General features: G+C 49.5%; 29 protein-coding genes and 12 tRNA genes. 30 read left to right on the forward strand and 11 right to left on the reverse strand.

Annotation, left to right across the window (positions count from 1 at the left end; translation table 11 throughout):
- Window positions 1-100 precede the first annotated feature (100 nt).
- The 3 genes from ACZ5R2_RS00260 to hemW are packed head-to-tail and all read left to right on the forward strand — an operon-like array spanning window position 101 to window position 2323.
- Window positions 101-532: a DUF4426 domain-containing protein gene (locus ACZ5R2_RS00260; protein WP_464900313.1), complete on the forward strand. Its 432-nt coding sequence runs from the start codon at window positions 101-103 to the stop codon at window positions 530-532.
- An 18-nt stretch (window positions 533-550) separates the two neighbouring features.
- Window positions 551-1141 (forward strand): XTP/dITP diphosphatase, encoded by a 591-nt coding sequence (locus ACZ5R2_RS00265; protein ID WP_464900314.1) that lies wholly within the window; start codon window positions 551-553, stop codon window positions 1139-1141.
- 6 nt (window positions 1142-1147) lie between these two features.
- Complete coding sequence (gene hemW / locus ACZ5R2_RS00270; RefSeq protein WP_464900315.1) at window positions 1148-2323, forward strand: radical SAM family heme chaperone HemW; 1176 nt, start codon at window positions 1148-1150, stop codon at window positions 2321-2323.
- A 228-nt stretch (window positions 2324-2551) separates the two neighbouring features.
- On the opposite strand, the gene glsB is transcribed toward hemW, so the two are convergent.
- The 3 genes from glsB to trmB form a co-directional block, all read right to left on the reverse strand.
- Entirely contained in the window at window positions 2552-3469 is a 918-nt protein-coding gene (gene glsB / locus ACZ5R2_RS00275; RefSeq protein ID WP_464900316.1) for a glutaminase B, read from the reverse strand.
- Between the two features lie 68 nt (window positions 3470-3537).
- On the reverse strand, window positions 3538-4566 hold the full coding sequence (locus ACZ5R2_RS00280; protein WP_464900317.1) for a TRM11 family SAM-dependent methyltransferase: 1029 nt from the start codon (window positions 4564-4566) through the stop codon (window positions 3538-3540).
- 11 nt (window positions 4567-4577) lie between these two features.
- Window positions 4578-5297, reverse strand: a complete 720-nt coding sequence (gene trmB, locus ACZ5R2_RS00285) for a tRNA (guanosine(46)-N7)-methyltransferase TrmB (RefSeq protein ID WP_464900318.1) — start codon at window positions 5295-5297, stop codon at window positions 4578-4580.
- Window positions 5298-5493: 196 nt separating this feature from the next.
- On the opposite strand from trmB, the gene mutY reads away from it, so the two are divergent.
- The 15 genes from mutY to ACZ5R2_RS00360 all read left to right on the forward strand — a co-directional run bounded on the left by mutY (window position 5494) and on the right by ACZ5R2_RS00360 (window position 10147).
- Window positions 5494-6561 carry an A/G-specific adenine glycosylase gene (mutY, locus tag ACZ5R2_RS00290; protein WP_464900319.1) on the forward strand — a complete coding sequence of 356 codons (1068 nt, stop codon included), beginning with the start codon at window positions 5494-5496 and terminating at the stop codon, window positions 6559-6561.
- Complete coding sequence (locus ACZ5R2_RS00295; protein ID WP_438460475.1) at window positions 6558-6830, forward strand: oxidative damage protection protein; 273 nt, start codon at window positions 6558-6560, stop codon at window positions 6828-6830. Before mutY ends, ACZ5R2_RS00295 begins: the two co-directional genes overlap by 4 nt.
- A 69-nt stretch (window positions 6831-6899) precedes the next feature.
- Complete coding sequence (gene mltC / locus ACZ5R2_RS00300; protein WP_464900320.1) at window positions 6900-8039, forward strand: membrane-bound lytic murein transglycosylase MltC; 1140 nt, start codon at window positions 6900-6902, stop codon at window positions 8037-8039.
- Window positions 8040-8140: 101 nt separating this feature from the next.
- A tRNA-Phe gene (locus tag ACZ5R2_RS00305) sits at window positions 8141-8216 on the forward strand.
- Window positions 8217-8272: 56 nt separating this feature from the next.
- Window positions 8273-8348 (forward strand) — tRNA-Thr (locus ACZ5R2_RS00310).
- A gap of 7 nt (window positions 8349-8355) precedes the next feature.
- Window positions 8356-8431 (forward strand) — tRNA-Phe (locus tag ACZ5R2_RS00315).
- A gap of 54 nt (window positions 8432-8485) precedes the next feature.
- Window positions 8486-8561, forward strand: a tRNA-Asn gene (locus ACZ5R2_RS00320).
- Between the two features lie 154 nt (window positions 8562-8715).
- Window positions 8716-8791, forward strand: a tRNA-Thr gene (locus ACZ5R2_RS00325).
- Window positions 8792-8798: 7 nt separating this feature from the next.
- Window positions 8799-8874 (forward strand) — tRNA-Phe (locus ACZ5R2_RS00330).
- Between the two features lie 54 nt (window positions 8875-8928).
- A tRNA-Asn gene (locus ACZ5R2_RS00335) sits at window positions 8929-9004 on the forward strand.
- 531 nt (window positions 9005-9535) lie between these two features.
- Window positions 9536-9611 (forward strand) — tRNA-Phe (locus tag ACZ5R2_RS00340).
- A gap of 54 nt (window positions 9612-9665) precedes the next feature.
- Window positions 9666-9741, forward strand: a tRNA-Thr gene (locus ACZ5R2_RS00345).
- An 8-nt stretch (window positions 9742-9749) separates the two neighbouring features.
- Window positions 9750-9825 (forward strand) — tRNA-Asn (locus ACZ5R2_RS00350).
- Window positions 9826-9990: 165 nt separating this feature from the next.
- A tRNA-Thr gene (locus tag ACZ5R2_RS00355) sits at window positions 9991-10066 on the forward strand.
- Window positions 10067-10071: 5 nt separating this feature from the next.
- Window positions 10072-10147, forward strand: a tRNA-Asn gene (locus ACZ5R2_RS00360).
- A 433-nt stretch (window positions 10148-10580) separates the two neighbouring features.
- Here the strand turns inward: ACZ5R2_RS00360 and ACZ5R2_RS00365 are convergent.
- The 8 genes from ACZ5R2_RS00365 to ACZ5R2_RS00400 form a co-directional block, all read right to left on the reverse strand.
- Entirely contained in the window at window positions 10581-11327 is a 747-nt protein-coding gene (locus ACZ5R2_RS00365; protein WP_464900321.1) for a 1-acylglycerol-3-phosphate O-acyltransferase, read from the reverse strand.
- Between the two features lie 62 nt (window positions 11328-11389).
- The gene (gene murA, locus ACZ5R2_RS00370; RefSeq protein ID WP_464900322.1) at window positions 11390-12661 is read right to left on the reverse strand and encodes a UDP-N-acetylglucosamine 1-carboxyvinyltransferase; all 1272 of its coding nucleotides are present in this window, start codon (window positions 12659-12661) and stop codon (window positions 11390-11392) included.
- An 8-nt stretch (window positions 12662-12669) separates the two neighbouring features.
- Window positions 12670-12924: a BolA family iron metabolism protein IbaG gene (gene ibaG / locus ACZ5R2_RS00375; protein ID WP_438460479.1), complete on the reverse strand. Its 255-nt coding sequence runs from the start codon at window positions 12922-12924 to the stop codon at window positions 12670-12672.
- Between the two features lie 16 nt (window positions 12925-12940).
- Complete coding sequence (locus ACZ5R2_RS00380; RefSeq protein ID WP_464900323.1) at window positions 12941-13240, reverse strand: STAS domain-containing protein; 300 nt, start codon at window positions 13238-13240, stop codon at window positions 12941-12943.
- Window positions 13240-13872 (reverse strand): ABC transporter substrate-binding protein, encoded by a 633-nt coding sequence (locus ACZ5R2_RS00385; RefSeq protein ID WP_464900324.1) that lies wholly within the window; start codon window positions 13870-13872, stop codon window positions 13240-13242. Before ACZ5R2_RS00385 ends, ACZ5R2_RS00380 begins: the two co-directional genes overlap by 1 nt.
- 12 nt (window positions 13873-13884) lie before the next feature.
- Window positions 13885-14358, reverse strand: a complete 474-nt coding sequence (gene mlaD, locus ACZ5R2_RS00390) for an outer membrane lipid asymmetry maintenance protein MlaD (protein ID WP_464900325.1) — start codon at window positions 14356-14358, stop codon at window positions 13885-13887.
- Between the two features lie 4 nt (window positions 14359-14362).
- Complete coding sequence (gene mlaE / locus ACZ5R2_RS00395) at window positions 14363-15154, reverse strand: lipid asymmetry maintenance ABC transporter permease subunit MlaE (RefSeq protein WP_464900326.1); 792 nt, start codon at window positions 15152-15154, stop codon at window positions 14363-14365.
- Window positions 15147-15947 (reverse strand): ATP-binding cassette domain-containing protein, encoded by an 801-nt coding sequence (locus ACZ5R2_RS00400; protein WP_464902393.1) that lies wholly within the window; start codon window positions 15945-15947, stop codon window positions 15147-15149. The genes mlaE and ACZ5R2_RS00400 overlap by 8 nt, the downstream gene beginning before the upstream one ends.
- Before the next feature lie 189 nt (window positions 15948-16136).
- Between ACZ5R2_RS00400 and ACZ5R2_RS00405 the strand changes: the two genes are divergently transcribed.
- From ACZ5R2_RS00405 to mgtE, 12 genes are all read left to right on the forward strand, one after another.
- Window positions 16137-17102, forward strand: coding sequence for a calcium/sodium antiporter (locus ACZ5R2_RS00405; RefSeq protein WP_464900327.1), 966 nt, complete (start codon window positions 16137-16139; stop codon window positions 17100-17102).
- A gap of 16 nt (window positions 17103-17118) precedes the next feature.
- Window positions 17119-18090 carry a KpsF/GutQ family sugar-phosphate isomerase gene (locus tag ACZ5R2_RS00410; protein ID WP_464900328.1) on the forward strand — a complete coding sequence of 324 codons (972 nt, stop codon included), beginning with the start codon at window positions 17119-17121 and terminating at the stop codon, window positions 18088-18090.
- Window positions 18090-18647, forward strand: coding sequence for a 3-deoxy-manno-octulosonate-8-phosphatase KdsC (gene kdsC, locus ACZ5R2_RS00415; protein WP_464900329.1), 558 nt, complete (start codon window positions 18090-18092; stop codon window positions 18645-18647). Before ACZ5R2_RS00410 ends, kdsC begins: the two co-directional genes overlap by 1 nt.
- Window positions 18644-19207, forward strand: coding sequence for an LPS export ABC transporter periplasmic protein LptC (gene lptC, locus ACZ5R2_RS00420; protein ID WP_464900330.1), 564 nt, complete (start codon window positions 18644-18646; stop codon window positions 19205-19207). Before kdsC ends, lptC begins: the two co-directional genes overlap by 4 nt.
- A complete protein-coding gene (gene lptA / locus ACZ5R2_RS00425) occupies window positions 19188-19697 on the forward strand; it encodes a lipopolysaccharide transport periplasmic protein LptA (protein WP_464900331.1) in 510 nt (169 codons plus the stop codon). Before lptC ends, lptA begins: the two co-directional genes overlap by 20 nt.
- Window positions 19698-19700: 3 nt before the next feature.
- Complete coding sequence (gene lptB, locus ACZ5R2_RS00430; RefSeq protein ID WP_438460489.1) at window positions 19701-20426, forward strand: LPS export ABC transporter ATP-binding protein; 726 nt, start codon at window positions 19701-19703, stop codon at window positions 20424-20426.
- Between the two features lie 46 nt (window positions 20427-20472).
- Window positions 20473-21966 carry an RNA polymerase factor sigma-54 gene (locus ACZ5R2_RS00435; RefSeq protein ID WP_464900332.1) on the forward strand — a complete coding sequence of 498 codons (1494 nt, stop codon included), beginning with the start codon at window positions 20473-20475 and terminating at the stop codon, window positions 21964-21966.
- Window positions 21967-21989: 23 nt separating this feature from the next.
- Window positions 21990-22277 carry a ribosome hibernation promoting factor gene (gene hpf, locus ACZ5R2_RS00440; RefSeq protein WP_438460490.1) on the forward strand — a complete coding sequence of 96 codons (288 nt, stop codon included), beginning with the start codon at window positions 21990-21992 and terminating at the stop codon, window positions 22275-22277.
- A gap of 2 nt (window positions 22278-22279) precedes the next feature.
- Window positions 22280-22726 carry a PTS IIA-like nitrogen regulatory protein PtsN gene (gene ptsN, locus ACZ5R2_RS00445; protein ID WP_464900333.1) on the forward strand — a complete coding sequence of 149 codons (447 nt, stop codon included), beginning with the start codon at window positions 22280-22282 and terminating at the stop codon, window positions 22724-22726.
- 9 nt (window positions 22727-22735) lie between these two features.
- Window positions 22736-23596, forward strand: a complete 861-nt coding sequence (gene rapZ / locus ACZ5R2_RS00450; RefSeq protein ID WP_464900334.1) for an RNase adapter RapZ — start codon at window positions 22736-22738, stop codon at window positions 23594-23596.
- 3 nt (window positions 23597-23599) lie between these two features.
- The gene (locus tag ACZ5R2_RS00455) at window positions 23600-23875 is read left to right on the forward strand and encodes an HPr family phosphocarrier protein (RefSeq protein ID WP_464900335.1); all 276 of its coding nucleotides are present in this window, start codon (window positions 23600-23602) and stop codon (window positions 23873-23875) included.
- Window positions 23876-23936: 61 nt separating this feature from the next.
- Complete coding sequence (gene mgtE, locus ACZ5R2_RS00460; RefSeq protein WP_464900336.1) at window positions 23937-25292, forward strand: magnesium transporter; 1356 nt, start codon at window positions 23937-23939, stop codon at window positions 25290-25292.
- Window positions 25293-25359: the final 67 nt, after the last annotated feature.

Here is a 25359-nt window from a genome sequence, read left to right on the forward strand (position 1 = left end):
CGCTTCAAACTCCTCGCTCCTCGTAGGGCCTTGCCCGCCCCCGCTCCTCGAACCTTTTTTTAGTATAATCAAAAGGACTACGCAAAAGTAAGGACACCCTATGAAATATGCATTACTCCTATGCCTTAGCGCTCTATTTGCGATGCCGACTTGGGCTGGGCAATTTAAAACCTTTAAGGACGTTGAGGTGCACTACTCTGCGTTTAACTCCACCTTTTTGACTCCGGCTATCGCTCGTAGTTATGACCTGAAACGTAATGGCTACTCGGCTATTCTCAATATCAGCGTTCTCGATAAAGGCTCACTCGGCAAACCGGCCACCACGGCTCAACTATCGGGTAGCAGTAAAAACCTTATTGGTAATAGCCGCACTCTGACTTTTCGAGAAGTTCGTGAGGGAGATGCGATATACTATCTGGCGGAGTTCACTATCACCAATGAGGAAACCCTCACCTTCAATATTGATGTTGATAGTGGCAGTAAAGGCTCAGGTCGGCTGACCTTTACGCAAAAATTTTATGTCGATAACTAATCACAGTAAGAGCAAACAATGAAGAAAATCGTATTAGCAACCGGTAATCAGGGCAAGGTTCGTGAGATGGCTGACCTTTTAGCAGACTTTGGTTTTGAGGTTGTTGCCCAAAGTGAGTTCAACATCTCTGAGGTTGCTGAAACAGGCACCACCTTTATCGAGAATGCGATTATCAAGGCGCGTCATGCCGCCAAAGAGACCGGTCTTGCTGCCATCGCCGATGACTCAGGTCTTGAGGTTGATTTTCTTAAGGGTGCTCCAGGTATCTACTCAGCACGTTATGCCGGAGAGGGCGCCTCTGACGAGGACAACCTGAACAAATTACTCGAGGCCATGCAAGGTGTGCCAGAAGAGCAGCGCACGGCGCGCTTTCACTGTGTATTGGTGCTGATGAAGCATGAGCACGATCCAATCCCTATCGTCTGCCACGGCAAGTGGGAAGGCCGCATCCTAGAGAAGGCTGAGGGTGAGAACGGATTTGGCTATGACCCAGTGTTCTTTGTACCAGAAGATAACTGCGCGTCAGCGCAGCTTGAGCCAGTTCGCAAAAAGCAGCTCTCTCACCGCGGCAAGGCACTCAAGTCGCTGTTTGCTCAGCTGTCTAAGTAACCCGATATGAGCCAGTTAGTTCCCCCAGCGCTGAGTTTGTATGCCCATATTCCTTGGTGCGTGCAAAAGTGTCCTTATTGTGACTTTAACTCTCACGCTCTTAAGGGAGAGATCCCGGAGAATGAGTATATTCAGGCTCTGCTTGAAGACCTTGATCGTGATATCGACAAATATCAGCTCGCTCAAGCGCCGCGCCCGCTACACTCGATCTTCATCGGCGGTGGCACGCCAAGCCTAATCTCACCGCAAGGAATCAAAACCCTGCTCGACGGTATCGAGCAGCGTATCGCTTTTAAGCCTGATATTGAAATCACTATGGAGGCAAACCCAGGTACGGTTGAGGCTGAGCGTTTTGCTGGCTATCGCCAGGCAGGGATCACGCGCATTTCTATCGGTGTGCAGAGCTTTGAGCAGCAGAAGTTGACTGATTTAGGGCGCATTCATGGCCAGGATGAGGCAATCAATGCCGCCAAGCTTGCCCACGAGATTGGGCTTAATAGCTTCAACCTCGACTTGATGCATGGCCTGCCCGATCAAAGCGTTGAACAGGCACTGAGTGACCTTGAGCAGGCCATTGAGCTGGCACCGCCGCACTTGTCTTGGTATCAGCTCACCATAGAGCCCAATACCATGTTCTACTACCGTACCCCAGAGTTGCCTGACGATGATGACCTATGGGATATCTTCGAGCTTGGCCATAAGAAGCTGAAAAAAGCAGGCTACGTGCAGTATGAGATTTCTGGCTATAGCAAGCCCGGTTATCAGTGTCAGCACAATCTCAACTACTGGCGATTTGGCGACTACCTTGGCATTGGCTGCGGCGCCGCAGGCAAGCTGAGTTTCAGCGATGGCCGTATCGTGCGCACCACTAAGGTTAAGCACCCCCGCGGTTACCTAAGCGCCTACCAAAACCTCACCAAGCCGTACTTGAGTGACGAGCAACTAGTCGCCAATGAGGATCGCCCATTCGAGTTCTTTATGAACCGCTTTAGGCTAATGGAGCCCTGCCCAAAACAGGACTTCATTGATACCACCGGCCTAGACCTCACCGCCATCGAAGACACCATCAACTGGGCCATCAACCTCGGCTACCTAAACGAAACCGACACTCACTGGCAGATCACCGACAAGGGGAAACTGTTTTTGAATGATTTGTTGGAAGCTTTTATGGGAGAGGAATAGAGGCGAGAATCGAGAGACGAGAAGCGAGAAAAAGCCCTGCCTTAGTCACAACTGTCTGGTTTTTCACCACCTCGAGCGCAGCGTACTCGCAGTGAAACGATCTCGCCTCTCGACTCTTTTTTAGGGGGCGGGGTTCGGGAACGGGCGTTGCCCTACGAGGAGCGAGGAGTTTAGTGCACGCGATGACCTCCTCGCGCCTCGGAACGAAGTGAAACTCGCACCTCGCACCTAAAAAATCGATCGCCCTATCCGCTCTGAGAGTAACTCCAACGCTCGAGTCCCTGCTAGCGAATTGCCTGACTTATCCAGCTCTGGCGACCAGACGGCGATCGTCATCTCGCCTGGGACGATGGCGATGATGCCGCCGCCTACGCCTGATTTGCCTGGCATGCCGACCCGATAAGCGAACTCACCCGCGCCATCATAAAGGCCACAGGTGGCCAAAAGCGCGTTGAGCTGTTTGGTTTGGGTTGGGGAGATCACTGGCTCTTGGGTGAGCACGGATACCCCTTTATTGGCGAGGTAGCTAAAAGTCTTGGCCAGATCGGCGCAACTCATCTTGATTGAGCAGGCGTGAAAGTAATTATTCAGTACCGGGATCACCTCGTTATCGAAGTTGCCAAACGATCGCATCAAGTAAGCGATTGCTGCGTTACGATCACTGTGGAGCATCTCTGAGGCAGCCACGATCTTGTCATAGATGATATGGCTATCACCAGACAATTGACGGACGAACTCTAGCAGCCTTTGACGTGGTGCGGATAAACGGGATTGCAATAGATCCGCCACCACAATCGCCCCCGCATTGATAAACGGATTACGCGGAATCCCCTGCTCCATCTCTAGCTGGATCAGTGAGTTAAATGCTTGCCCTGACGGCTCTTTGCCCACTCGTAACCAGATCTCATCGGGCGTATACATCTCAAGAGCCAGCGTCAGGCTTAGTGCCTTAGAGATTGATTGGATTGAGAACCCCTCATGAGCATCACCTGCAGTCAGAAGCTCGCCCTGATTGGTAAATACGGCGATGCCTAGCTTGCTAGCGGGCACCTTAGCCAGTGCCGGAATATAGTCTGCGACCTTACCTTGACCTATCAAGGGCTTTACTTCATCGATCACAGAGTCGAGGATTGCTTGTGTAGGCATTTTTCTTCCATTCAAAACGAAAAAGAGCCAGCAATAGGCTGACTCTTCAAAAGGGATAAAAACGAAACTTACGGCTTTACCGCCACAATAATATTTCGGTTTATCGACTGGTCAACACGGTGCAGATAACCTGTGTATGGCGCCTCATCCATGACTTTCCAGCCTTGTGATTCAAACAGCTCAGCGAGATCGCGCCACTTAAGCGTAAACTCATTAAAAGATAGCACGACCGCACCATTTTTCTTCAGCACCTTCTTCCACGCCGGCAGTGCTTCAGCCAACAACTCATTCGGGCTGCGGTTAAGCTTACTGTCTTTGGCATTCTTGCTGCCATGCTGTACGCCGTACGGCAAGTCTGAAACCATCACATCGACAGAGCTCTTACGCACGACAAGATCAGCTTGGCGGGTATCAGCAGCATAGAGCTTCATCGACTGGCTTTGACCAGCGCTAAACGCCTCTTTGCTTGCCGCGGCATCAAGGATAAAGCCATCGGCGACCTTTTTACCTTCATGGCTGCGTTTATCTTTGCCCGCCTTATGTTTAAAGCGACCATTTTTCATAAACTTAACGATAAAGGTCTGGATCTCTTGCACCCATTTGGCGTTGATCTCGACCCCAACCACATTCATGCCCTGGATCAGACCTTCATATAAGGTAGTGCCTTTACCACACATAGGATCCATCAGGGTGATGCTCTCGCTATCTGTCTTCGCTGCACTGACACCAAGGTTGACCATCAAGCGAGTGAACTGCTCATTGGTCTTACCGGTGTAACGCAAGATCTGGCTCATGCTCTCAGGGAAGGTGTTGTAAGCCGGTGGCGTCAAAGGCTTGAGCAGCCCATTCTCTACCACCTCAAACAGGGCGTAGTAGATCGACGAAGCCGCAATTTTCTGCATTTGAGCGGCGCTCAGCGCCTGGTCACAAGAGAAAACAATCGCGGCTGGTAACCCAGTCTCACGCTCTTCAATACAGAACAGCTCGACACCCTCAGCCTCAAGCATCGCCTGAAGCTCAGAGCATGCAATTTCAAGCGCAGTGTCAAAGTAGATACGGTTATGGCCAGGGTTGGCCAAGATCGCGTACAACGCCATAGACTGCTTCCTTACGCCGTGCGCTTAAACTTGATATCCCACACGCCGTGACCTAGGCGGTGACCACGAGCCTCAAACTTGGTTAGCGGACGCTCGTCTGGACGCGGGATAAAGTCGCCATCAATGGCAATGTTGGCGTAGCCCGGCGCTTGATTCATGATCTCAATCATGTGCTCGGCGTAGTTTTCCCAGTCAGTTGCCATGTGGAAGATACCCTGCTCTGGGATCAACTTTTGGCGCACCATCTCGGCAAAATCAAGCTGCACGATACGGCGCTTGTGGTGACGCTTTTTATGCCATGGGTCAGGAAAGAACAACTGTAGAGTACTTAGGCTACCATCAGGGATCATATTGGCAAACACCTCTACCGCATCGTGACACATCACGCGCAGGTTGGTGATACCCGCATCGCGCGCATCCGCCAAACAGGCACCGACACCAGGGCGGTGAACCTCGATACCGATAAAGTTCTTCTCTGGCGCATTCTTTGCCATCTCTACTAGTGACGCACCCATACCAAAGCCAATCTCAAGCACAACTGGGTTGTCATTACCGAACACCTCTGTCCAATCAAGCAGTTGCTCTTGGTAATCGATACCCATTGTTGGCCAGCACTCGTTCATTGCTGACTCTTGGCCCTTGGTTAGACGGCCCTCACGACGCACAAAGCTACGTACTTTGCGGATCAGTTTGCCATCTTCATTGTATTCGTTAGTGGTCACTTCACTCATGGTTTTTGCCTGTTCAAAATGCGCTCAAATCAAAGGGATTGTGATTATCCAAAGAATTGCCAAGGGTGCAAGTAATATCGACCCAATCGATATGGATATCGCTCGATAAACCACAAAAAATGTCCGATTTACTTCTTCCGCTCAACATGATTCAATTTTGCGCTAATTATAGACTTATTTCTTAGGGCTTGATCTCGTGACCCCATTTGCAAGGGCCATACTGACCTGGTACGAACAGTTTGGCCGAAAACACCTGCCTTGGCAGCAAAATAAAACCGCTTACCGTGTCTGGCTCTCGGAGATCATGTTGCAACAAACCCAAGTGGCAACCGTGATCCCATACTTTGAGCGCTTTTTAGAGCGCTTTCCAACCGTAACGGCTCTCGCCAATGCTGAACAAGATGAGGTTTTACACCTATGGACGGGTCTTGGCTACTACGCTAGAGCGCGCAACCTGCACAAGGCAGCGCAGATTGTCGCCAGTGAATACAATGGCGAGTTTCCCACTCGAATCGAACAACTCAACGCGCTCCCCGGAATTGGTCGCTCAACCGCAGCGGCCATCCTGTCCTCAGTGTATCAACAGCCACATGCGATCCTAGATGGTAATGTCAAACGCACCCTCGCCCGCGCTTTTGCCATCGATGGCTGGCCAGGAAAAAAGAGTGTTGAGAATGCGTTGTGGCAAAAAGCACAAGCACATACTCCAGACGTTGAAGTGGATAAGTACAACCAAGCCATGATGGACATGGGGGCAATGGTTTGCACCCGCTCAAAACCAAAATGCGGCCTGTGTCCGATTGCAAATTTATGTAAGGCCAACGCTCAGGGCAGCCCACTGGATTATCCAGGCAAAAAACCGAAAAAAGACAAGCCCGTCAAACAGACTTGGTTTGTGATGATCCATTATAAAAACCAAGTCTGGCTAGAGCAGCGCCCACAAAGTGGTATTTGGGGCGGGCTGTTTTGCTTCCCTCAATCAGAGACAGCTGAGACAGAGACAACCCTTGATCGCCTAGCGGTAAGATCAAAACAGATTGTCTCGCAACAAACCTTGATCGCCTTTCGCCACACGTTTAGCCATTATCACCTCGATATTACCCCTGTGTTGATAGAGATCGACCAGCCACCGAGTATGATCATGGAAGCCGAGCTTGGTCTTTGGTATAACTTATCTCAACCACCACAAATTGGTTTGGCCGCGCCAGTAAAGCAGTTACTTGAGAGCCTGCCATATGAACTGACTAACAAGGAGTCACTATGAGCCGCACTGTTTTTTGTGCTCGACTAAAGCAAGAACTGGAAGGAATGGACTTTCAACTCTATCCAGGAGAGCTTGGAAAGCGCATCTTTGACAACATTTCCAAGCAAGCGTGGGGCGAGTGGCAGAGCAAGCAGACCATGCTAATCAACGAAAAAAAACTCAACATGATGGATCCTGAACATCGTAAACTGCTCGAGACTGAGATGGTCAACTTCTTGTTTGAGGGTAAGGACGTGCATATTGAGGGTTACACCCCGCCATCGGAATAAATCAATTTAAATTGATTGTTTTCAATGACATCATGTTGCAAGACTGATGTCATTGTTGTTTAGAGAGCTATGAAAAAGACCGCTGTTTTCCTGCTTGCCCTGTTATCGGCTGGCTGTAGTCGTGAGTTTATCGAGAGCCTGTATGAGGTTAACTACGAGCCAACCAATCGCTTTGCCATCAATTTGGCCGAGCTGCCAGGTCAGTTTGAAAAAGACACCCGCGCACTCGATGTACTGATTTCGAGCTTTTCCGGCAATATCGAAAAGCGCTGGGGGCGCAATGAGGTCAAATACGCCGGTAAGAGTAACTACGTCAAATACATCGACAACTACCTCAGTCGCGCCGAAGTCAACTTTGACCGCGGCACAATTATTATCGAGACGGTGTCACCCAAAGAGCCCGAGCAACACCTAAAAAACGCTATCATTACCACCCTGCTGACCCCGGATGATCCCGCGAGTGTCGACCTGTTCTCATCACGAGAGATCAAACTCGAGGGCCAGCCCTTTCTTTACCGTCAGGTGCTTGACCACGAGGGTCAGGCAATCCAGTGGAACTGGCGAGCCAATCGCTTTGCCGATTACTTGATCGCCAATCAGATGAAAACCAAGCAGGTGGACTTTAAGAAAGCCCACTACGTTGAGATCCCGATGGTAGAGAACCAGGTTGAGATCCGCAGCTACAAGTATGCTGATATTGTTCGTCGCGCCTCGAACAAATACGACATACCGGAAGACCTGATCTACGCCATTATCAAGACGGAAAGCAGCTTTAACCCATACGCGGTCAGTTGGGCTAATGCCTATGGCCTGATGCAGGTGGTTCCCAAAACGGCTGGGCGAGATGTGTTTAACCTAGTGAAAAAGAAGCCCGGCGACCCAAGTCCGGAGTATTTATTTGACCCAGAGAAGAACATTGATACCGGTACTGCTTATTTCTATCTATTAAAAAACCGCTACCTAAAGGATGTTAAGCACCCACTATCGCTCGAGTACAGCATGATCTCGGCTTACAACGGTGGTACTGGTGGTGTTTTGAACACCTTTGACCGCAACAGTCGCTCCAATGCGATGAGACAACTCAACTCTCTGCAACCCAATCAGGTTTATTGGGCATTAACCAATAACCACTCCAATGCAGAAGCGCGTAGATACCTAGAAAAAGTGACAAATTTCAAAAAGGAATTTAACGCCGGTAAAAACATTTAGTCACACGCCGCTGTTTTTTTATCCAAAAGCACACTTTTTTCAGATTTATTGAAAAAAGTGGTTGACGCAAAGCAGCAAAATCCGTTTAATAGCGCTCCGTCGCCCGGATAGCTCAGTTGGTAGAGCAGCGGATTGAAAATCCGCGTGTCGGTGGTTCGACTCCGCCTCCGGGCACCACAGTTTATTAATTGTTGGTGCTCAGCATGGACAATTTAGTTAAAAAGATATAGTGTGCCGACTTAGCTCAGTAGGTAGAGCAACTGACTTGTAATCAGTAGGTCACCAGTTCGATTCCGGTAGTCGGCACCATTCTTTTGCCTCGATAGCTCAGTTGGTAGAGCAGCGGATTGAAAATCCGCGTGTCGGTGGTTCGACTCCGCCTCGAGGCACCATTATTTGGTGTTTACAAATAATGGTCGTTAAGACCAGTTGTTATCACAAATAATTCCCCCTTAGTTCAGTTGGTAGAACGGCGGACTGTTAATCCGTATGTCGCAGGTTCGAGTCCCGCAGGGGGAGCCACTTTTAAAAAGAGTGATAGTAAGTCATTCTTTATTGTTCCTCCGTGAACGGTGATATGTCACAGCCGGATGGCCGGCCCGTTACAAGTCCCGCAGGGGGAGCCACTTTACAATGAATAGCTTTTTAGCTGTTCTATATTAAAAAGATATAGTGTGCCGACTTAGCTCAGTAGGTAGAGCAACTGACTTGTAATCAGTAGGTCACCAGTTCGATTCCGGTAGTCGGCACCATTCTTTTGCCTCGATAGCTCAGTTGGTAGAGCAGCGGATTGAAAATCCGCGTGTCGGTGGTTCGACTCCGCCTCGAGGCACCATTATTTGGTGTTTACAAATAATGGTCATTAAGACCAGTTGTTAACACAAATAATTCCCCCTTAGTTCAGTTGGTAGAACGGCGGACTGTTAATCCGTATGTCGCAGGTTCGAGTCCCGCAGGGGGAGCCACTTTCAGAGAAAGCCGTGTCCTTGGACGCGGCTTTTTCGTATCTGATTGATAATCCTTACTCCCTTCTAGCTCCGTGAACGGTAGATATGTCACAGCCGGATGGTTGGGTGGCACACCGTCGGCCCGATCGAGTCCCGCAGGGGGCGGGCGGCGAGCTGAGCCACTTTCAGAGAAAGCCGTGTCTTAGGACGCGGCTTTTTCGTATCTGTCCTTCACTGAACACCGTACTTTCCTCTAGACTCTATCTCTAGTGAGCTTTAGAAGCAAAATATCCCTAGCGTAAGCCTCACCTCCAAACTGGAATTAATTTCACATCTATATAAGAAAAAAGCCCAAATCATAGCGAAGTAAAATGTACTTTTTCTTACCTAGTTTGTGGCTTCACCCCTTACCAACAAAACGACCCTTGAGCACTTTTAGGTACAAAATGACTAAAAATGACCCTCTAAGTACACTTATTCATCAAACGAGACTTTTTTTGCATTTTGTTGTTGACCTGATGCGCTAAAATTCGTTTAATACACCCCGTCGCCCGGATAGCTCAGTTGGTAGAGCAGCGGATTGAAAATCCGCGTGTCGGTGGTTCGACTCCGCCTCCGGGCACCACAGTTATATAATTGTTGGTGCCTAGCACAGACAATTTATTAAAGAATAAAGCGTGCCGACTTAGCTCAGTAGGTAGAGCAACTGACTTGTAATCAGTAGGTCACCAGTTCGATTCCGGTAGTCGGCACCATTCTTTGTTCCCCCTTAGTTCAGTTGGTAGAACGGCGGACTGTTAATCCGTATGTCGCAGGTTCGAGTCCCGCAGGGGGAGCCACTTTTAAGAAGAGTGATATTGAATCATTCTTTATTGTTCCTCCGTGAACGGTGATATGTCACAGCCGGTTGGCCGGCCGCTACAAGTCCCGCATGGGGAGCCATTATTTAGAGATAAGACGTAATCTTGTTTCAACATCATAAGCGTAACTGCTTATAACAAGGCGCCGACTTAGCTCAGTAGGTAGAGCAACTGACTTGTAATCAGTAGGTCACCAGTTCGACTCCGGTAGTCGGCACCATTTATTCCCCCTTAGTTCAGTTGGTAGAACGGCGGACTGTTAATCCGTATGTCGCAGGTTCGAGTCCCGCAGGGGGAGCCACTTTCAGAGAAAGCCGTGTCTTAGGACGCGGCTTTTTCGTTTCTGAACTAAACTGATATTCCCTTCTAACTCAGTGAACGGTGAATATGTCACAGCCGGATGGCTGGGCGGCATTCCGTCGGCCCGATCGAGTCCCGCAGGGGGCGGGCGGCTAGCTGAGCCACATTTTGAGAAAGCCGTGTCCTTGGACGCGGCTTTTTCGTATCCAGGCACCATCCCAGCTCAATCAGAGTCCTGTCCAAACCTTATCAATGCTGACTCGATACGCTCTGCAACCACTTATAAGCCATCAAACAAGTCATTGTAGATATCACTTGTATAGTTTAACTAACACGCCTCTACAGGGCGCACAGCGAATTTCATGACTTTGATTAGGCACAAAAAAAGCAGAAGTTTCCACTTCTGCTTTTTGATGCTTGTTTAGCTGATTGGCTTAAGCGTTGGCTTTAACACCTTCCGCTTTATTACGCTGAGCAACCTCTGTATTTAGCGCTTCAAGCTTCGCTTCCATCTCATCGCGACACATCGTTGCGAGCTGGCGAATTGACTCTTTACCGTAAGCCTCTGTGCTGATCGGGTCCAGCATCTCGACAATCACATGGCCATTGTTCCAGCGGTTAAGTTTAATACCCTGGGTTGAGCTACACACAATAGGGATAATCGGCAGCTTGGCGCCAATTGCCGCATGAAACGCACCAGTCTTAAACGGCAGTAAACCTCGGCCGCGTGAACGCGTCCCCTCTGGGAACATCCACACTGAGACATCACTGCCCTTCATTTTTTCGACCACCTGATCAATAGTGCTCATCGCCTTCGAGCGGTTAAAGCGGTCAATCAGAATATTACCACTTAGCCAGTAAAGCTGACCAAATAGCGGCATCCACGCAATACTCTTCTTACCTACCGTCACAACCTTGGGAGTTACCGCTGAAGAAACCGTAAACATATCCCAGTTATTCTGATGGTTAGCAATATAGATATGCTGGCCTCGCTCATACGCATCGGCGGGTAGACGCAACTCTAGTTTGATACCAAAAATGGGCGCCATCTTATGGAACAGACGCCCAACCTTAAACACATTTTTTGGGTTACGTGGACTAAGTAGGCAGTAGCCACAACCAAAAATAAACATAACCACCGCGAAAACAAATACGGCGATAATCCGAAATAGTGCGACCATTTTTCTCTCCAGGCACAACACAAAGAAGCCGAAACAGAGTTTCGGCTTCTTCATCCAACAATTTATGCGCTAGCGCTGCTCGCTACGCGGGTAATATTTGCACCAAGTGCTGATAGCTTATCTTCGATCTTCTCATAGCCGCGATCGATATGGTAAATGCGATCCACCAAGGTCTCACCCCTAGCGATACAGCCTGCAATAACTAGACTGGCGGAGGCACGTAAGTCTGTCGCCATCACCTGAGCGCCACTCAAGCTTGGAGTATCACCGCAGACTACCGTATTCCCCTCTATCTCAGCCTTGGCACCCATACGCATAAGCTCAGGTACGTGCATAAAGCGATTTTCGAAGATCGTCTCGGTGATGATGCCACTGCCCTGCGCCATCATGTTGAGCAGGGTAAACTGAGCCTGCATATCGGTAGGAAAGCCTGGGTGTGGGGCTGTGCGGACGGTTACGGCTTTAAGCTCGCGACCCGTCATATCGACACTGATCCAGTCATCACCGGTTTCCACCAGTGCGCCTGCCTCTTCTAATTTGGCCAACACTGCCTCGAGCAAGTGGGCATGAGTTTTGTGACACACCACTTTACCGCCAGAGACAGCTGCAGCGACAAGGAAGGTGCCGGTCTCGATACGGTCGGGTACCACCGAGTGTTTACCGCCAGCTAGGCGCTCAACCCCTTCAATAGTGATCGTGTCGGTACCTGCGCCGCTCACTTTTGCTCCAAGCGCATTTAGGAAGTCAGCAGTATCAACAATTTCTGGCTCACGAGCAGCGTTATCCAGCACGGTAGTGCCCTCAGCCAGCGTAGCGGCGCACATCACAGTGATTGTCGCACCAACGCTCACCTTGTCCATCACAACGTGAGCACCTTTCAGGCGCCCATCAACGCTCGCCTTGACGTAGCCATCTTCAAGGACAATTTTTGCCCCCAACTGCTCAAGACCATGGATATGTAGGTCGACAGGACGGGCACCAATTGCACAACCGCCCGGTAGAGAGACCTGACCTTGACCAAAGCGCGCCACCAATGGACCCAGAGCCCAGATGGATGCACGCATAGTCTTAACCAAATCGTAAGGTGCGCAGTATTCATTGATACCACTCGCATCAACATGAACAGAGCCATTACGACGCACTTTGGCGCCAAGGCGTGATAGCAACTCCATGGTGGTATCGATATCACGCAGCTTAGGTACGTTTGCAACCTCGACAGGCTCTTCCGCGAGGATGGAGGCAAATAAAATAGGCAGCGCAGCATTCTTTGCGCCAGAAATGGTCACGTCACCACTAAGTGGTTGCTCGGACCCTACAACTCGAAACTTTTCCATTCTAAACCTTATAGTGACATCAACTTCTTATCACGCGCCCACTCAGCTGGAGTGTACGCCTTGATAGAGACCGCATGAATGTCATTGCGTTGGATATATTCCATTAGAGGTCCGTAGATAAGCTGCTGCTTCTTAACTCGACTCATACCGTCGAAGCAGGCGTCAACAGCAATAACTTCGTAGTGACTCCCCTCACCTTTTACATGCACTTCCTCTAGTTGCAACGCGTTCTCTAATAGCTGTTGTACCTTTGCACTATCCACAAACTCACCTCTAAATCTAATTCTTTATATGTTCCGCGAGCAGTGACTCAACATTGCTCAAGCGGAAAAGCGTGCCCAACTCATCAGGCACGAAACACAGCATTATATGGCAATTTTCGCTTTTTGCATGCTCTATTAAGTGGATTAACATCACCATCCCGGCCGAATCTATACGTTCAACCTCGCTAAGGTCGAGCCAATGCTGCTCACGGGCTGGTTTCCATGCTGATAACTGCTGCCACAATGCTGGAACCGTATCGCGATCGATCGGTCCAGAAAGGTGGATATCTTGTCCATTGAGCTTTATGGCGCTCATTAGTTGCCGTCCGTTTTTTTAATCGGCAACTGCGCAAGACGCTGCAACTCTTGTGTCACCGAGCTTAGCCCTTTACGTCGGAGCTCACCTCGCCACTCAGACTGCTTACTTGACAATAAGCTGACCCCTTCGGCAATGATATCGAAGGCGGCCCAACTGCCATCTTTCTCCTTGCGCAGTTTAAACTCTAGGCGAATATTTGGATTTGGGGTATCGATGATCGTTACGGCCACACCAGCAATTCTATCGCTTTCACTCAGCCTTGGCGCCGGACCAAATTGTATCTGCTGCTCATCATATTGCGTCAACACCTGGGCGTAAGAGGCAACCAGATAATCTCGAAAGGCATCAATGAAGGCCAATACATCCGCTCGTGGGTTGTTCTTCGCTTCAGGACCAAGCACCTTAAGTGCCGCGTAGCGGTAATTGGTATAAGGCAAGAGCTCTTGCTCGACCACGGTTTTCAAATGATTAGGGTCTTGATTGATCAGATCTTTATCTCGCTTGAGGCGCTCAAATGAGATTTCCGCAACACCGACCGCCATCTCATAAGGGTCACTACGATCGAGCTCCTCAGCTATTAGACTAAAACTGCTTACCAAGCTCGCCAAAAAAACCAACAATAATCTCATTGTTCAACTCCCTTACGACTCATCACCTACACGGTAGATCATCTGCCCGATTAGATCCTCAAGTACCAACGCCGATTTGGTATCCTCAATCACATCACCATCACCCAGCATCTCTTCATCCTCAAAGATAAAACCGGGTGTAAGGCTTAAGTACTGCTCACCAATCAAGCCCGATGTTAGCACCTGAATGCTTGAGGTTTCCGGAAATTGGTTATATCGACCATCAATACTCATAGTGACTATCGGTATCAAGCTCGCCGGGTCCAGGTCTATCGCGGAGATCCGGCCAATAGAGACACCACCAACTTTGACGGGTGCGCGCACCTTTAAGCTGCCAATATTGTCAAACTTCGCCTTGAGAACATAAGTATCGCCTTGACCCAAGCTTTTTACGTCAGCAATTTGAAAGATTAATACCAAAATTGCCACAATCGCAGCCAACACAAAACACCCTACCGTCAGCTCTACTTTTTTTGTATTTCGCATACCATCAACCACCAAACATCAAAGCTGTTAACACAAAGTCTAGTCCCAGAACCACCAGCGACGCATTGACCACGGTTTTGGTCGTCGCTTGACTGATACCCTCTGAAGTTGGAACCGCATCAAAACCATTGAATAGCGCAATCCAAGTCACCGCAAACGCAAACACCAACGACTTGATAAGCCCATTGCCAATATCGTAACCAAGTTGTACCGACGACTGCATCGCCGCCCAGAAACTACCACGATCAATGCCTTTCCAATCGACACCAACCACTTCGCCACCCCAAATACCAACCACAATAAAAATGGTCGCCAACATCGGCATAACGATCACGCCAGCCCAGAAGCGCGGTGCAATCACGCGGCGCAGCGGGTCCACTGCCATCATCTCCATGCTCGATAGCTGTTCCGTGGCTTTCATTAAACCGATTTCAGCGGTCAACGCCGAGCCAGCTCGACCAGCAAACAGCAATGCCGTCACCACAGGTCCAAGTTCACGCATTAAGGACAACGCCACCATTTGTCCTAAGTTAGTTTCTGCGCCGTAGTCCACCAGCACAACATAGCCTTGTAGGCTTAACACCATGCCGATAAAAAGCCCAGAGACGACGATAATGGCCATCGACTGAACGCCAAGGTTGTAGATCTGTTTTACCAGCAGAGGAAAGTTCTTAACAGGTTGTGGCTTGGCCAAGAGTACTTGCATCAACATGACCGCGCTGCGACCCAATGTGGAGAGATTATCTAAGGTGGCACGTCCAAGCTTGGTTATTGACGCTATTATTTGGCTACTCATAGCGAAGATCCTCGCTCAGGGCTGGGGCTGGATAGGCAAAGGGCACTGGGCCGTCCGCCGCACCATCGAGAAATTGGCGCACCTTGGGATCTTGGCTGCTGGATAAAGCCTCTGGTGTCCCTTGCGCAATTACCTTGCCGTCAGCGAGAATGTAGGCATAATCGGCGATGGCAAATACCTCAGGAACGTCGTGAGAAACAATGATTGAGGTCAGGCCAAGTGTGCGATTGAGCTTCCCAATCAGCTCAACCAGTACCCCTTTGGTCATTGGGTCTTGGCCGACAAAGGGCTCATCGTACATCACCAGCTCAGGGTCGAGGGCAATCGCTCGCGCTAGCGCAACGCGCCGCGCCATACCACCAGACAACTCACTTGGCATCAAGTGCACCGCACCGCGCAGCCCAACAGCTTCAAGCTTGAGTAGCACCAAGCTACGTATCAGAGACTCTTCAAGCTGAGTGTGCTCGCGAATTGGAAAGGCGACATTATCGAAGACCGAGAGGTCGGTAAATAGAGCGCCAGACTGGAACAGCATCCCCATCCTCGAGCGCAGCTGATACAGCTCACCTCGCCTTAAGCGATTGATATCGCTACCAGCAACCATGATCGTTCCCGCATCTGGCTGTAGCTGTCCACCGATCAACTTGAGAAGGGTGGTTTTTCCAATCCCTGACGGCCCCAAGATAGCAGTCACCCGACCCGTTTCGATCTCAAGGTCGAGGCTATCAAAGATCACTCGCTCTGCTCGGGTAAAGTATAAATCCGCTATCGAGACGTAGGACTCCCCCATCATGGTCACCTGCTCTCCTTGACTAACATTCTGATAACTTATCTTATACTGATTTCTCAGCTTTGGCTCATCTAATATTCAATGATTTACCTATGCTAAAGACAGTGCAAATTAATTCGCATGGCTGCTTCACTTTTGCCCGACAAACGTTCAAAATTGTGCGCCATAACTGTAACAAAATTAGGGAACCCCATGATTGAAGCGATTGCTTTCCTTATCCTAGGACTAATTTTTTTGGTTTGGAGTGCGGATAAGCTGGTCTTCGGCGCGGCTGCGTTAGCACGAAACTTTGGCATTTCGCCCTTAGTCATCGGCATGACCATCTTGGCAATGGGCTCATCAGCACCAGAAATGATGGTCTCAGCTACAGCGGCCCTAGAGGGGCGCTCAGATACTGCTGTGGGTAATGTCATTGGCTCCAACATCGCTAACATCGCCCTTATCTTGGGTATTACCGCCTTAGTCAAACCACTCTCAATCAGCTCCGGGGTGCTCAAACGTGAGCTACCATTGATGATCGTTGTGACCCTGATCTGCGGTGCCTTGGTATGGGATGGCTATCTGGGTTTTTATGAAGGCACCCTGCTGGTGGTTTTATTTGCCTTGTTTATCCTCACCATGCTGTATATCAGCCGCAAAGAGCAGGCCAAGGGTGACGTCTTTCTGGAAGAGCAGGAATCTGAGATACCCCAGGGCGTAAGTAACGGCAAAGCCGCAATGTGGGTTGTTGTCGGGTTGTTAATCCTGCCATTTTCGGCCGATACCCTGGTGAATAATGCCGTAATCATTGCCACCTACTTTGGTATGAGCGACCTGGTCATTGGCTTGACCATCATTGCCGTTGGCACCAGCTTACCTGAACTTGCCGCCTCACTGGCTGGTGTCATGAAAGGCGAAGATGATATGGCCGTCGGTAACATCATTGGCTCGAACGTGTTTAACATCCTTGCCGTCATGGGCATACCTGGCCTGCTTAACCCCTCCCTAGTGAGCGAGCTAGTAATGGAGCGTGACTATTGGGTCATGCTGTTTATTAGTCTTGTCCTCGTGGTCATGGCACTGGGCAAATCTCGCAGCATCAATCGCTTCGAGGGCGCGTTGCTGTTCCTATTTTTTGTTGGCTATCAAGCCTACCTCGTAATGAATATAACCGCATAATTTGGTGATTAACTCTATGTCTCAATTTGATTATAAATCAGTAGCTAACCAGGTCATTGATATCGAGATCGATGCTATTGAGCACCTAAAAAAACATATAAATGATGACTTTAGCGCTGCTTGCGAGATGATATTAGCTTGCAAGCGCAAAGTCGTTGTAATGGGAATGGGTAAGTCTGGCCATATCGGCAACAAGATTGCGGCAAGCTTTGCCAGTACCGGCACCTCGGCGTTTTTTGTGCATCCCGGTGAGGCAGCGCACGGTGATCTGGGTATGATCGAGCCCGGCGATGTGGTACTTGCCATCTCCAACTCGGGTGAATCAAGTGAGATCTTAGCACTTTTCCCTGTGTTAAAACGCTTGGGCAACCAAATCATCTCTATGACAGGAAAGCCAAGTTCAACCATGGCAACACTCGCCGACATTCACCTGCAGATCACTGTGCCAAAGGAGGCATGTCCACTGGGTCTTGCCCCAACCTCGAGTACCACCGCAACGCTAGTGCTTGGCGATGCCCTGGCAGTGGCGCTACTTGAAGCTCGCGGCTTTACAGCGCAAGACTTTGCCCTGTCGCATCCAGGTGGTGCACTGGGGAGAAAACTCTTATTAAAAATGTCTGACATTATGCACACTGGTGAAAATCTCCCACGCGTTTATGCCGACACTATGATCCGCGACGCCCTGCTGGAGATCAGCCAAAAAGGCTTGGGCATGACAGCAGTCATCGATGAAAACAACAAGCTGACGGGTATTTTCACCGATGGGGACTTGCGCCGTATCCTCGATAAGCGCGTCGATATTCATAACACAGCGATAGGACAAGTGATGATCCCAAGTCCAACCTCCGTCTCACCTGACATGCTAGCTGCAGAAGGAGTGAATATCATGCAAGAAAAATCAATTAACGGTTTGCTACTATGTAACGAGGATGGCGAGCTAGTTGGTGCGCTTAACATGCTCGATATGTTGCGAGCGGGAGTAATGTGATGACTCTCCAAATAGAAACTCTTTATGGCCCAGTCAACACCCAGGTATTTAATATTGCTCGCCAAATCAAATTGCTGATCTGTGACGTTGATGGTGTTTTCTCCGATGGGCTAGTGTATATGGGTAACGATGGAGAAGAGCTTAAAACTTTCCACACCCGCGATGGCTACGGTGTAAAAGCACTCATGAGTGCCGGGGTTGAGATAGCTATCATCACCGGTCGTCAGTCAAAAATTGTCGAAAACCGCATGGCTGCACTTGGGATCAAACTAATTTATCAGGGGCAAGACGACAAGATTAAGGCTTACCAAGACATCTGTCGTCAGCTCAACATTGCCCCTGAGTACACTGGTTACATTGGTGACGATCTTATCGACTGGCCAGTGATGGAACAAGTAGCGCTTAAGGTCTGTGTCGCTGATGGTCACCCATTGCTGGTACAACGTGCCAACTACGTGACCAAAATCAAAGGTGGTCACGGCGCAGTTCGTGAGGTCAGTGACCTTATCTTGCAAGCCAAGGGAGAGCTTGAGATGCACAAAGGGCTGAGTATATGACCCTGTCGCGCCTTGGTCACGGGTTTCTAGTCGCTGTCTGCCTATTATGCGGCTACTACCTGCTCCAAAATGACGAAGGCTATGACATCCAAGTTAGTCCAAATGAGGAGTTGCCCCTTTTCAGCGGTACAAACATGTCTAACATCTCATATGATAGCCGCGGCATACGCAGCTATGAGATCACATCGAGCCATCTTGAGTACTACGCCGCGAGTGGTGATACCGTGTTTGAGCAGCCTATCCTACGCATCTATAAAGATGGTAACCTGCTCGAGTGGGAGATCAGTGCGCGCAAAGCAAGGCTCGATGATAAGCAAGTTTTGGTTCTGTCTGACAAGGTGATTGCAAAGAACTTGCTACCAACCTCTAGCTTTGACACTATGATGACAGAACAATTGAACATTCAGTTAGATAAGCGGGAGTTTTGGGCCGATCAAACCGTCAGACTCAATGGACCTCAGTTTGTAACACGAGGTCAAGCGATGAAGGGGAGCTTCAAAGACAACACCGCAACACTATACCAACACGTACAGGGTAGATATGAAACTCTCACACCTTAGCTCTATGGCGGGCTTGCTGACCTGCCTGATGGCTTCAGCGCCAGTATTGGCTCTATCTACTGATACCGAGCAACCCATTTACATTGACTCTGACAGCCAGCAACTGGATATGCAGAGCAATCAGGTGACCTTTGCCGGTGATGTAAAACTCAAACAAGGCAGCATCAACATTAGCGCAGACAAAATAGTAGTCACCCGTGACCCTGTAGATGGTGCGATCAAACAGATTGAGGCCTACGGCCAACCAAGTACTTTCTCTCAACTCACCGACGACGGTAACACCCTTGCAGGTGAAGCGGAGGAGTTATACTACAACATGGCCGCCGACGAACTACTGATGCTCCGACGCGCAACGTTGGCACAAGATGGCAGTAAAATTAGCGGCGATAAGATCCGCTATAAGATCTCAGAACAAAAACTGGTCGCGGATGGTGCACAGACTGGTGGCCGAGTCTCGACTGTGCTTCAGCCACCAGCAAAAAGTGAGTAGTAAATGGCAGTATTAAAAGCAGAACACCTGGCAAAGAGCTATAAAGCACGCAAGGTGGTTTCTGATGTAAGTTTGCAGGTTGAATCAGGCCAAATCGTTGGCCTACTGGGCCCCAATGGTGCGGGTAAAACCACCTCGTTTTACATGATCGTTGGCCTAGTTGCTCGCGATGAGGGCAAGATCTCAATTGATGATAAAGACATCAGCATCTTGCCAATGCATAGCCGCTCACGTATGGGGATCGGCTACTTGCCACAAGAGGCCTCTATCTTTCGTAAGTTGTCGGTAGAAGACAACATCATGGCGGTACTGGAAACCCGCGATGAACTCTCCCGAGAGGAGCGCCAAGACAAACTCGAAGATTTGCTAGAAGAGTTTCACATCCAACACATTCGCAAGAGTGCCGGTATGGCTCTGTCTGGTGGTGAGCGCCGCCGCGTCGAAATCGCGCGTGCACTCGCTGCCAACCCGCAATTCATCTTACTCGATGAACCCTTTGCTGGGGTCGACCCGATCTCGGTTATCGATATCAAAAAAATCATTGAACACCTCAAAGAGCGTGGCCTGGGAGTCTTGATCACCGACCACAACGTGCGAGAGACGCTTGATGTGTGTGAAAAAGCCTACATTGTGAGCCAAGGACGCCTAATCGCAGAGGGAACACCAGAGCAAGTTCTGAATGACAGCGAGGTCAAACAGGTTTATCTTGGTGAGCAATTCCGTCTATGATTACGGAGAAGGGAAATAAAAAATACAATAAGGTGAGCACGACTGAATGAAACCTTCATTACAACTCAAGCTAGGTCAACAATTAGCCATGACCCCCCAACTACAGCAAGCGATCCGCCTGCTGCAGTTGTCAACGCTCGATCTGCAACAAGAGATTCAAGAAGCACTCGATTCGAACCCACTCCTTGAGGTTGAGGAGGTCACTGGCGATGAAAACACGGAAAATAGTGCGTCCGAAAATACCACCACGGAAAGCTCAGAGGTTAAAGCCAATGGCGAAGAGCACGACAGTGTCGACGTGGCCGAGCCTGAGCTGAAGGACAGCTCAGACCTTATTGAAAAGTCGGATCTAAGCAACGATTTAGAGATCGATACCACTTGGGATGACGTCTACAGCGCGAACACGGGGAATACTGGCATTGCGCTGGACGATGATGCCCCTATTTATCAAGGTGAAACAACCGAATCACTGCAAGATTATCTGCTGTGGCAGTTAGACCTGACGCCCTTTTCTGACAACGACCGCTCAATCGCACTCGCGATCATCGAAGCCATTGATGATTATGGTTACCTGACTCTCTCCCCTCAAGAAATCCTAGACAGTTTTGATAACGAAGAACTTGAGCTCGACGAGGTTGAGGCGGTAAGAAAACGTATCCAACGCTTTGATCCTCTCGGTGTCGGCTCGCACAATCTTCAAGAATGCTTGCTGCTGCAGTTATCCGTGCTACCTGAAGACACGCCCTGGCTGGAAGAAGCAAAATTGGTGCTCGCTAATCATGTTGATCAACTAGGTAATCGTGACTACAAGTTGATTATTAAGGAAACTCGCCTTAAAGAGCCGCAGTTGCGCGAGGTGTTAGGCCTTATCCAACGACTTGACCCTCGCCCAGGCAGCCGTATCACTCAAACCCACGCAGAGTATGTGATACCGGATGTCTCAGTGTTTAAAGATCACGGCAAATGGCTGGTCACCATCAACCCGGACAGCGCCCCTCGCCTCAAAGTGAATCAGCAATATGCTAATCTTGCTAGAGGCAATAATGCTGATAGTCAGTACATTCGCAGTAATCTGCAAGAAGCCAAGTGGCTAATCAAAAGCCTCGAGAGTCGCAATGAGACTCTACTCAAAGTTGCCAAGTGCATTGTTGAGCACCAGCGTGATTTCTTTGAGTATGGTGAAGAGGCAATGAAACCTATGGTGCTAAATGATGTCGCCCTCGCGGTTGATATGCATGAATCGACGATTTCTCGGGTCACAACCCAGAAGTACATGCACACACCAAGGGGCATATTTGAATTGAAATACTTCTTCTCCAGTCACGTTAGCACGGACAACGGAGGAGAGTGCTCATCGACTGCAATCCGCGCACTGATCAAGAAATTGGTTGCTGCCGAGAACCCAGTGAAACCACTGAGTGACAGTAAGATTGCAGCCCTACTCGCTGACCAAGGAATTCAGGTCGCAAGACGTACGATCGCTAAATACCGTGAGTCACTCGGTATTGCCCCTTCAAGTCAGCGAAAACGCCTGCTTTAGGCCCTAACCGAGAAGGAAAGTCTATGCAAATCAATCTAAATGGCCATCACGTTGATCTAACCGATTCAATGCAAGACTATGTGAACACTAAGTTTGAGAAGCTGGAGCGATTTTTTGACCACATAAATAACGTTCATGTGGTTTTACGTGTTGAAAAAATGCGCCAGATCGCAGAAGCTACCCTTCACGTAAACCAAGGTGATATCCATGCGACAGCAGAAGACGACAGTATGTATGCGGCCATTGACGCCTTGGTTGATAAACTAGTAAGACAATTGAACAAGCATAAAGAAAAGCTAAGTAGCCATTAAATATGCAATTAAGCGAAGTACTCACAGTGGACTGCACCAAAAGTGCAGTCCCTTGCACGAGTAAAAAACGTGCACTTGAAATCATCAGTGAACTGGTGGCGGATCAAACCGGCATCAGCTCAACCGAACTGTTTGAGAATATGTTGAGCCGAGAAAAAATGGGCAGTACTGGCATTGGAAATGGGATAGCCATTCCCCATGCTCGTATGAAATCGAGCGAACATGCCGTGGCAGTATTACTCCAATGCCAAGACCCCATTGAATTCGATGCCATCGACAATAGACCCGTGGATATTCTCTTCGCTCTGCTTGTCCCTGACGCACAATGTAAAGAACATTTAAAGACATTGTCATCCATGGCAGAGCGTTTAAATGATAAACAGGTACTAAAACAACTCCGTAACGCTCGTAACGACCAAGAGCTTTACAACATAATGATCGGCGGTTAAGCAGACATAATGAGACTGATTATCGTAAGTGGCTACTCTGGAGCCGGTAAAAGCATCACTTTGCGGGTTCTAGAAGACATTGGATACTACTGTGTCGACAACCTGCCCGTTGATTTATTGGCCTCATTCGTTGAGTCTGTGCGTGGCAGTAAGCAGAACGTCGCGGTGAGTATCGATATCCGCAATTTACCTGAGAATACGGCCGACCTGGAGCTGCAGATTAGCCAATTTAAAGGCAATAGCGACCTAAGCATTCTATTCCTCGACGCAGCAAAAAGCACTCTACTCAAGCGCTACAGCGAAACCCGCCGCTTGCACCCACTTTCTCAGCGCGATAGCCGCCTGTCACTTGATCAGGCGATAGAGCAGGAAAAAAACATTCTCACGCCGCTAAAAGAAATGGCCGATCTGGTTATCGATAGTAGCGAGAAGTCACTGCATGAACTGAGTGAGACTGTGCGCCTGCGCATCGAAGGGCGTGAGCATAAAGAGTTAGTGATGGTGTTTGAGTCATTTGGCTTTAAGTATGGCCTGCCCTCGGATGCCGACTACGTCTTTGACGTACGCTTCTTACCCAACCCACACTGGGTACCCGAGCTAAGACCCATGACAGGTCTCGACTCACCGATCCGCTCTTTTCTCGAGCAGCACCAAGATGTGCTCGAGTTAAAGCAGCAAATCCAAAGCTTTGTCGAGCGATGGCTGCCTGCCCTTGAGCTCAACAACCGCAGCTATGTCACCGTGGCGATAGGTTGTACCGGAGGGAAACACCGCTCTGTGTATCTGACTCAGCAAATCGGCGAATACTTTCAACAACTGGGCAAAACCGTCCAGATCCGTCATACATCACTAGAGAAGAATAAAGATTAGGTTATGACCCACTCACAAACTGTTGTTATTGAAAATCGTCTTGGGCTACACGCGCGTGCAGCAATGAAATTGGTTGAACTGGCGCAGTCCTACGCCGCTACAATTACCGTCCGTAACCCAGAGGGCAAAGAAGCGATGGCCGACAGCATCATGGGATTATTGATGCTCGAGTCAGCTCAGGGACAAGAAATTACTGTTCTGGCCGAAGGGGAGCAAAGCCAAGAGGCACTCGCCGCCGTCTGTCACCTGATCCAAGATAAGTTTGAAGAAGACGATTAACTCTGTCACAAATTTAAGCTAATATTCAACAAATTATCAATTCATTAGTTAGGGGGAATCTATGAGCGAGCAAATAGAATTCGACCAAGCTCATCAAACCCTCCAAGAAATTTCCGACGCATTAGAGTCTGGCCGTTTTGTTCATGTAAGACGCCAACTCCAGGATATGGAGCCAGAAGATATTGCCCATCTTCTTGAGGCCTCTCCACGCAAAAGCCGCGACGTTCTGTGGCAGTTGACCGACCCAGAAGACTACGGTGAAATCCTTGACGAGCTGAGTGAAGACGTCAAGGATGCCTTGGTGTCAAAGATGGCACCCGAAAAGCTCGCGGAAGCCACCGAGGGGATGGACACCGATGATGTCGCTTATGTCTTGCGTAGCTTGCCGCAGAATATCTCGCGGGAAGTCCTCGATCAGATGGACACCGCGGACAGACTACGGGTCGAGACCGCCCTCTCCTACCCAGAAGACACCGCTGGTGGGCTGATGAACACTGACTTTATCACCATCCGAGGCGATGTGGATGTCGATGTTGTGCTGCGCTACCTGCGCATGAAAGGCGAGCTGCCAGAGGCGACCGATACGCTTTACGTTATCGATGAAGACAGTCAGCTGATTGGTAACCTTGCCCTCACCAGCCTACTTACTACTCAACCAGATACCCCGGTTACTGAGGTTATGGATGACGCCGATGAAGCCATTTCCGTTAACACCAGCGCCACAGATGTCGCCAGCCTGTTTGAGCGTCGCGACTGGGTATCAGCGCCGGTGATTGATGAGAATCTTCACCTGGTTGGGCGCATCACCATTGATGATGTGGTCGATGTGATCCGTGAGGATGCCGAACACTCAATGATGAGCTTAGCGGGCCTAGATGATGATGAGGATACCTTCGCACCCGTGGTGAAATCTGCGCGTCGACGCAGCGTTTGGCTTGGGGTCAATGTTCTTGCAGCACTTGCAGCAGCTTCGGTGTCCAACGTCTTCGAGGCGACGCTGGAGCAAATGGCGGCGATTGCGGTTCTGATGACGATTGTGCCATCAATGGGCGGGGTTGCTGGTAACCAAACCGTTGCTCTGGTGATCCGCGGACTTGCTCTGGGTCATATCGGTGATGCCAATAAGCGTGAGCTGCTGATCAAAGAGGCCTTGATTGGCCTACTTAATGGCGTCTTGTGGGCGCTGATCATTGGTGTGATTGTCGTGGTGTGGAAGGGTGACTGGATGCTCGGCGGAATCATCTCCGCAGCTATGCTGGCCAACCTGTTCGTCGCGGGCGTTGCTGGGGTGAGTATTCCGATCTTGCTCAAGAAGATTAATATTGATCCTGCACTTGCTGGTGGTATGGCATTGACCACCGTCACGGATGTAATTGGCTTGTCGGTGTTCCTTGGACTAGCCACTATCTTTATCTGATGATGGTCATTCAGAAATAACAAAGCCCCTGCACTGCAGGGGCTTTCTCGCTATTAACAATAATAAC

The organism is Vibrio sabulosilitoris, assembly GCF_055391395.1.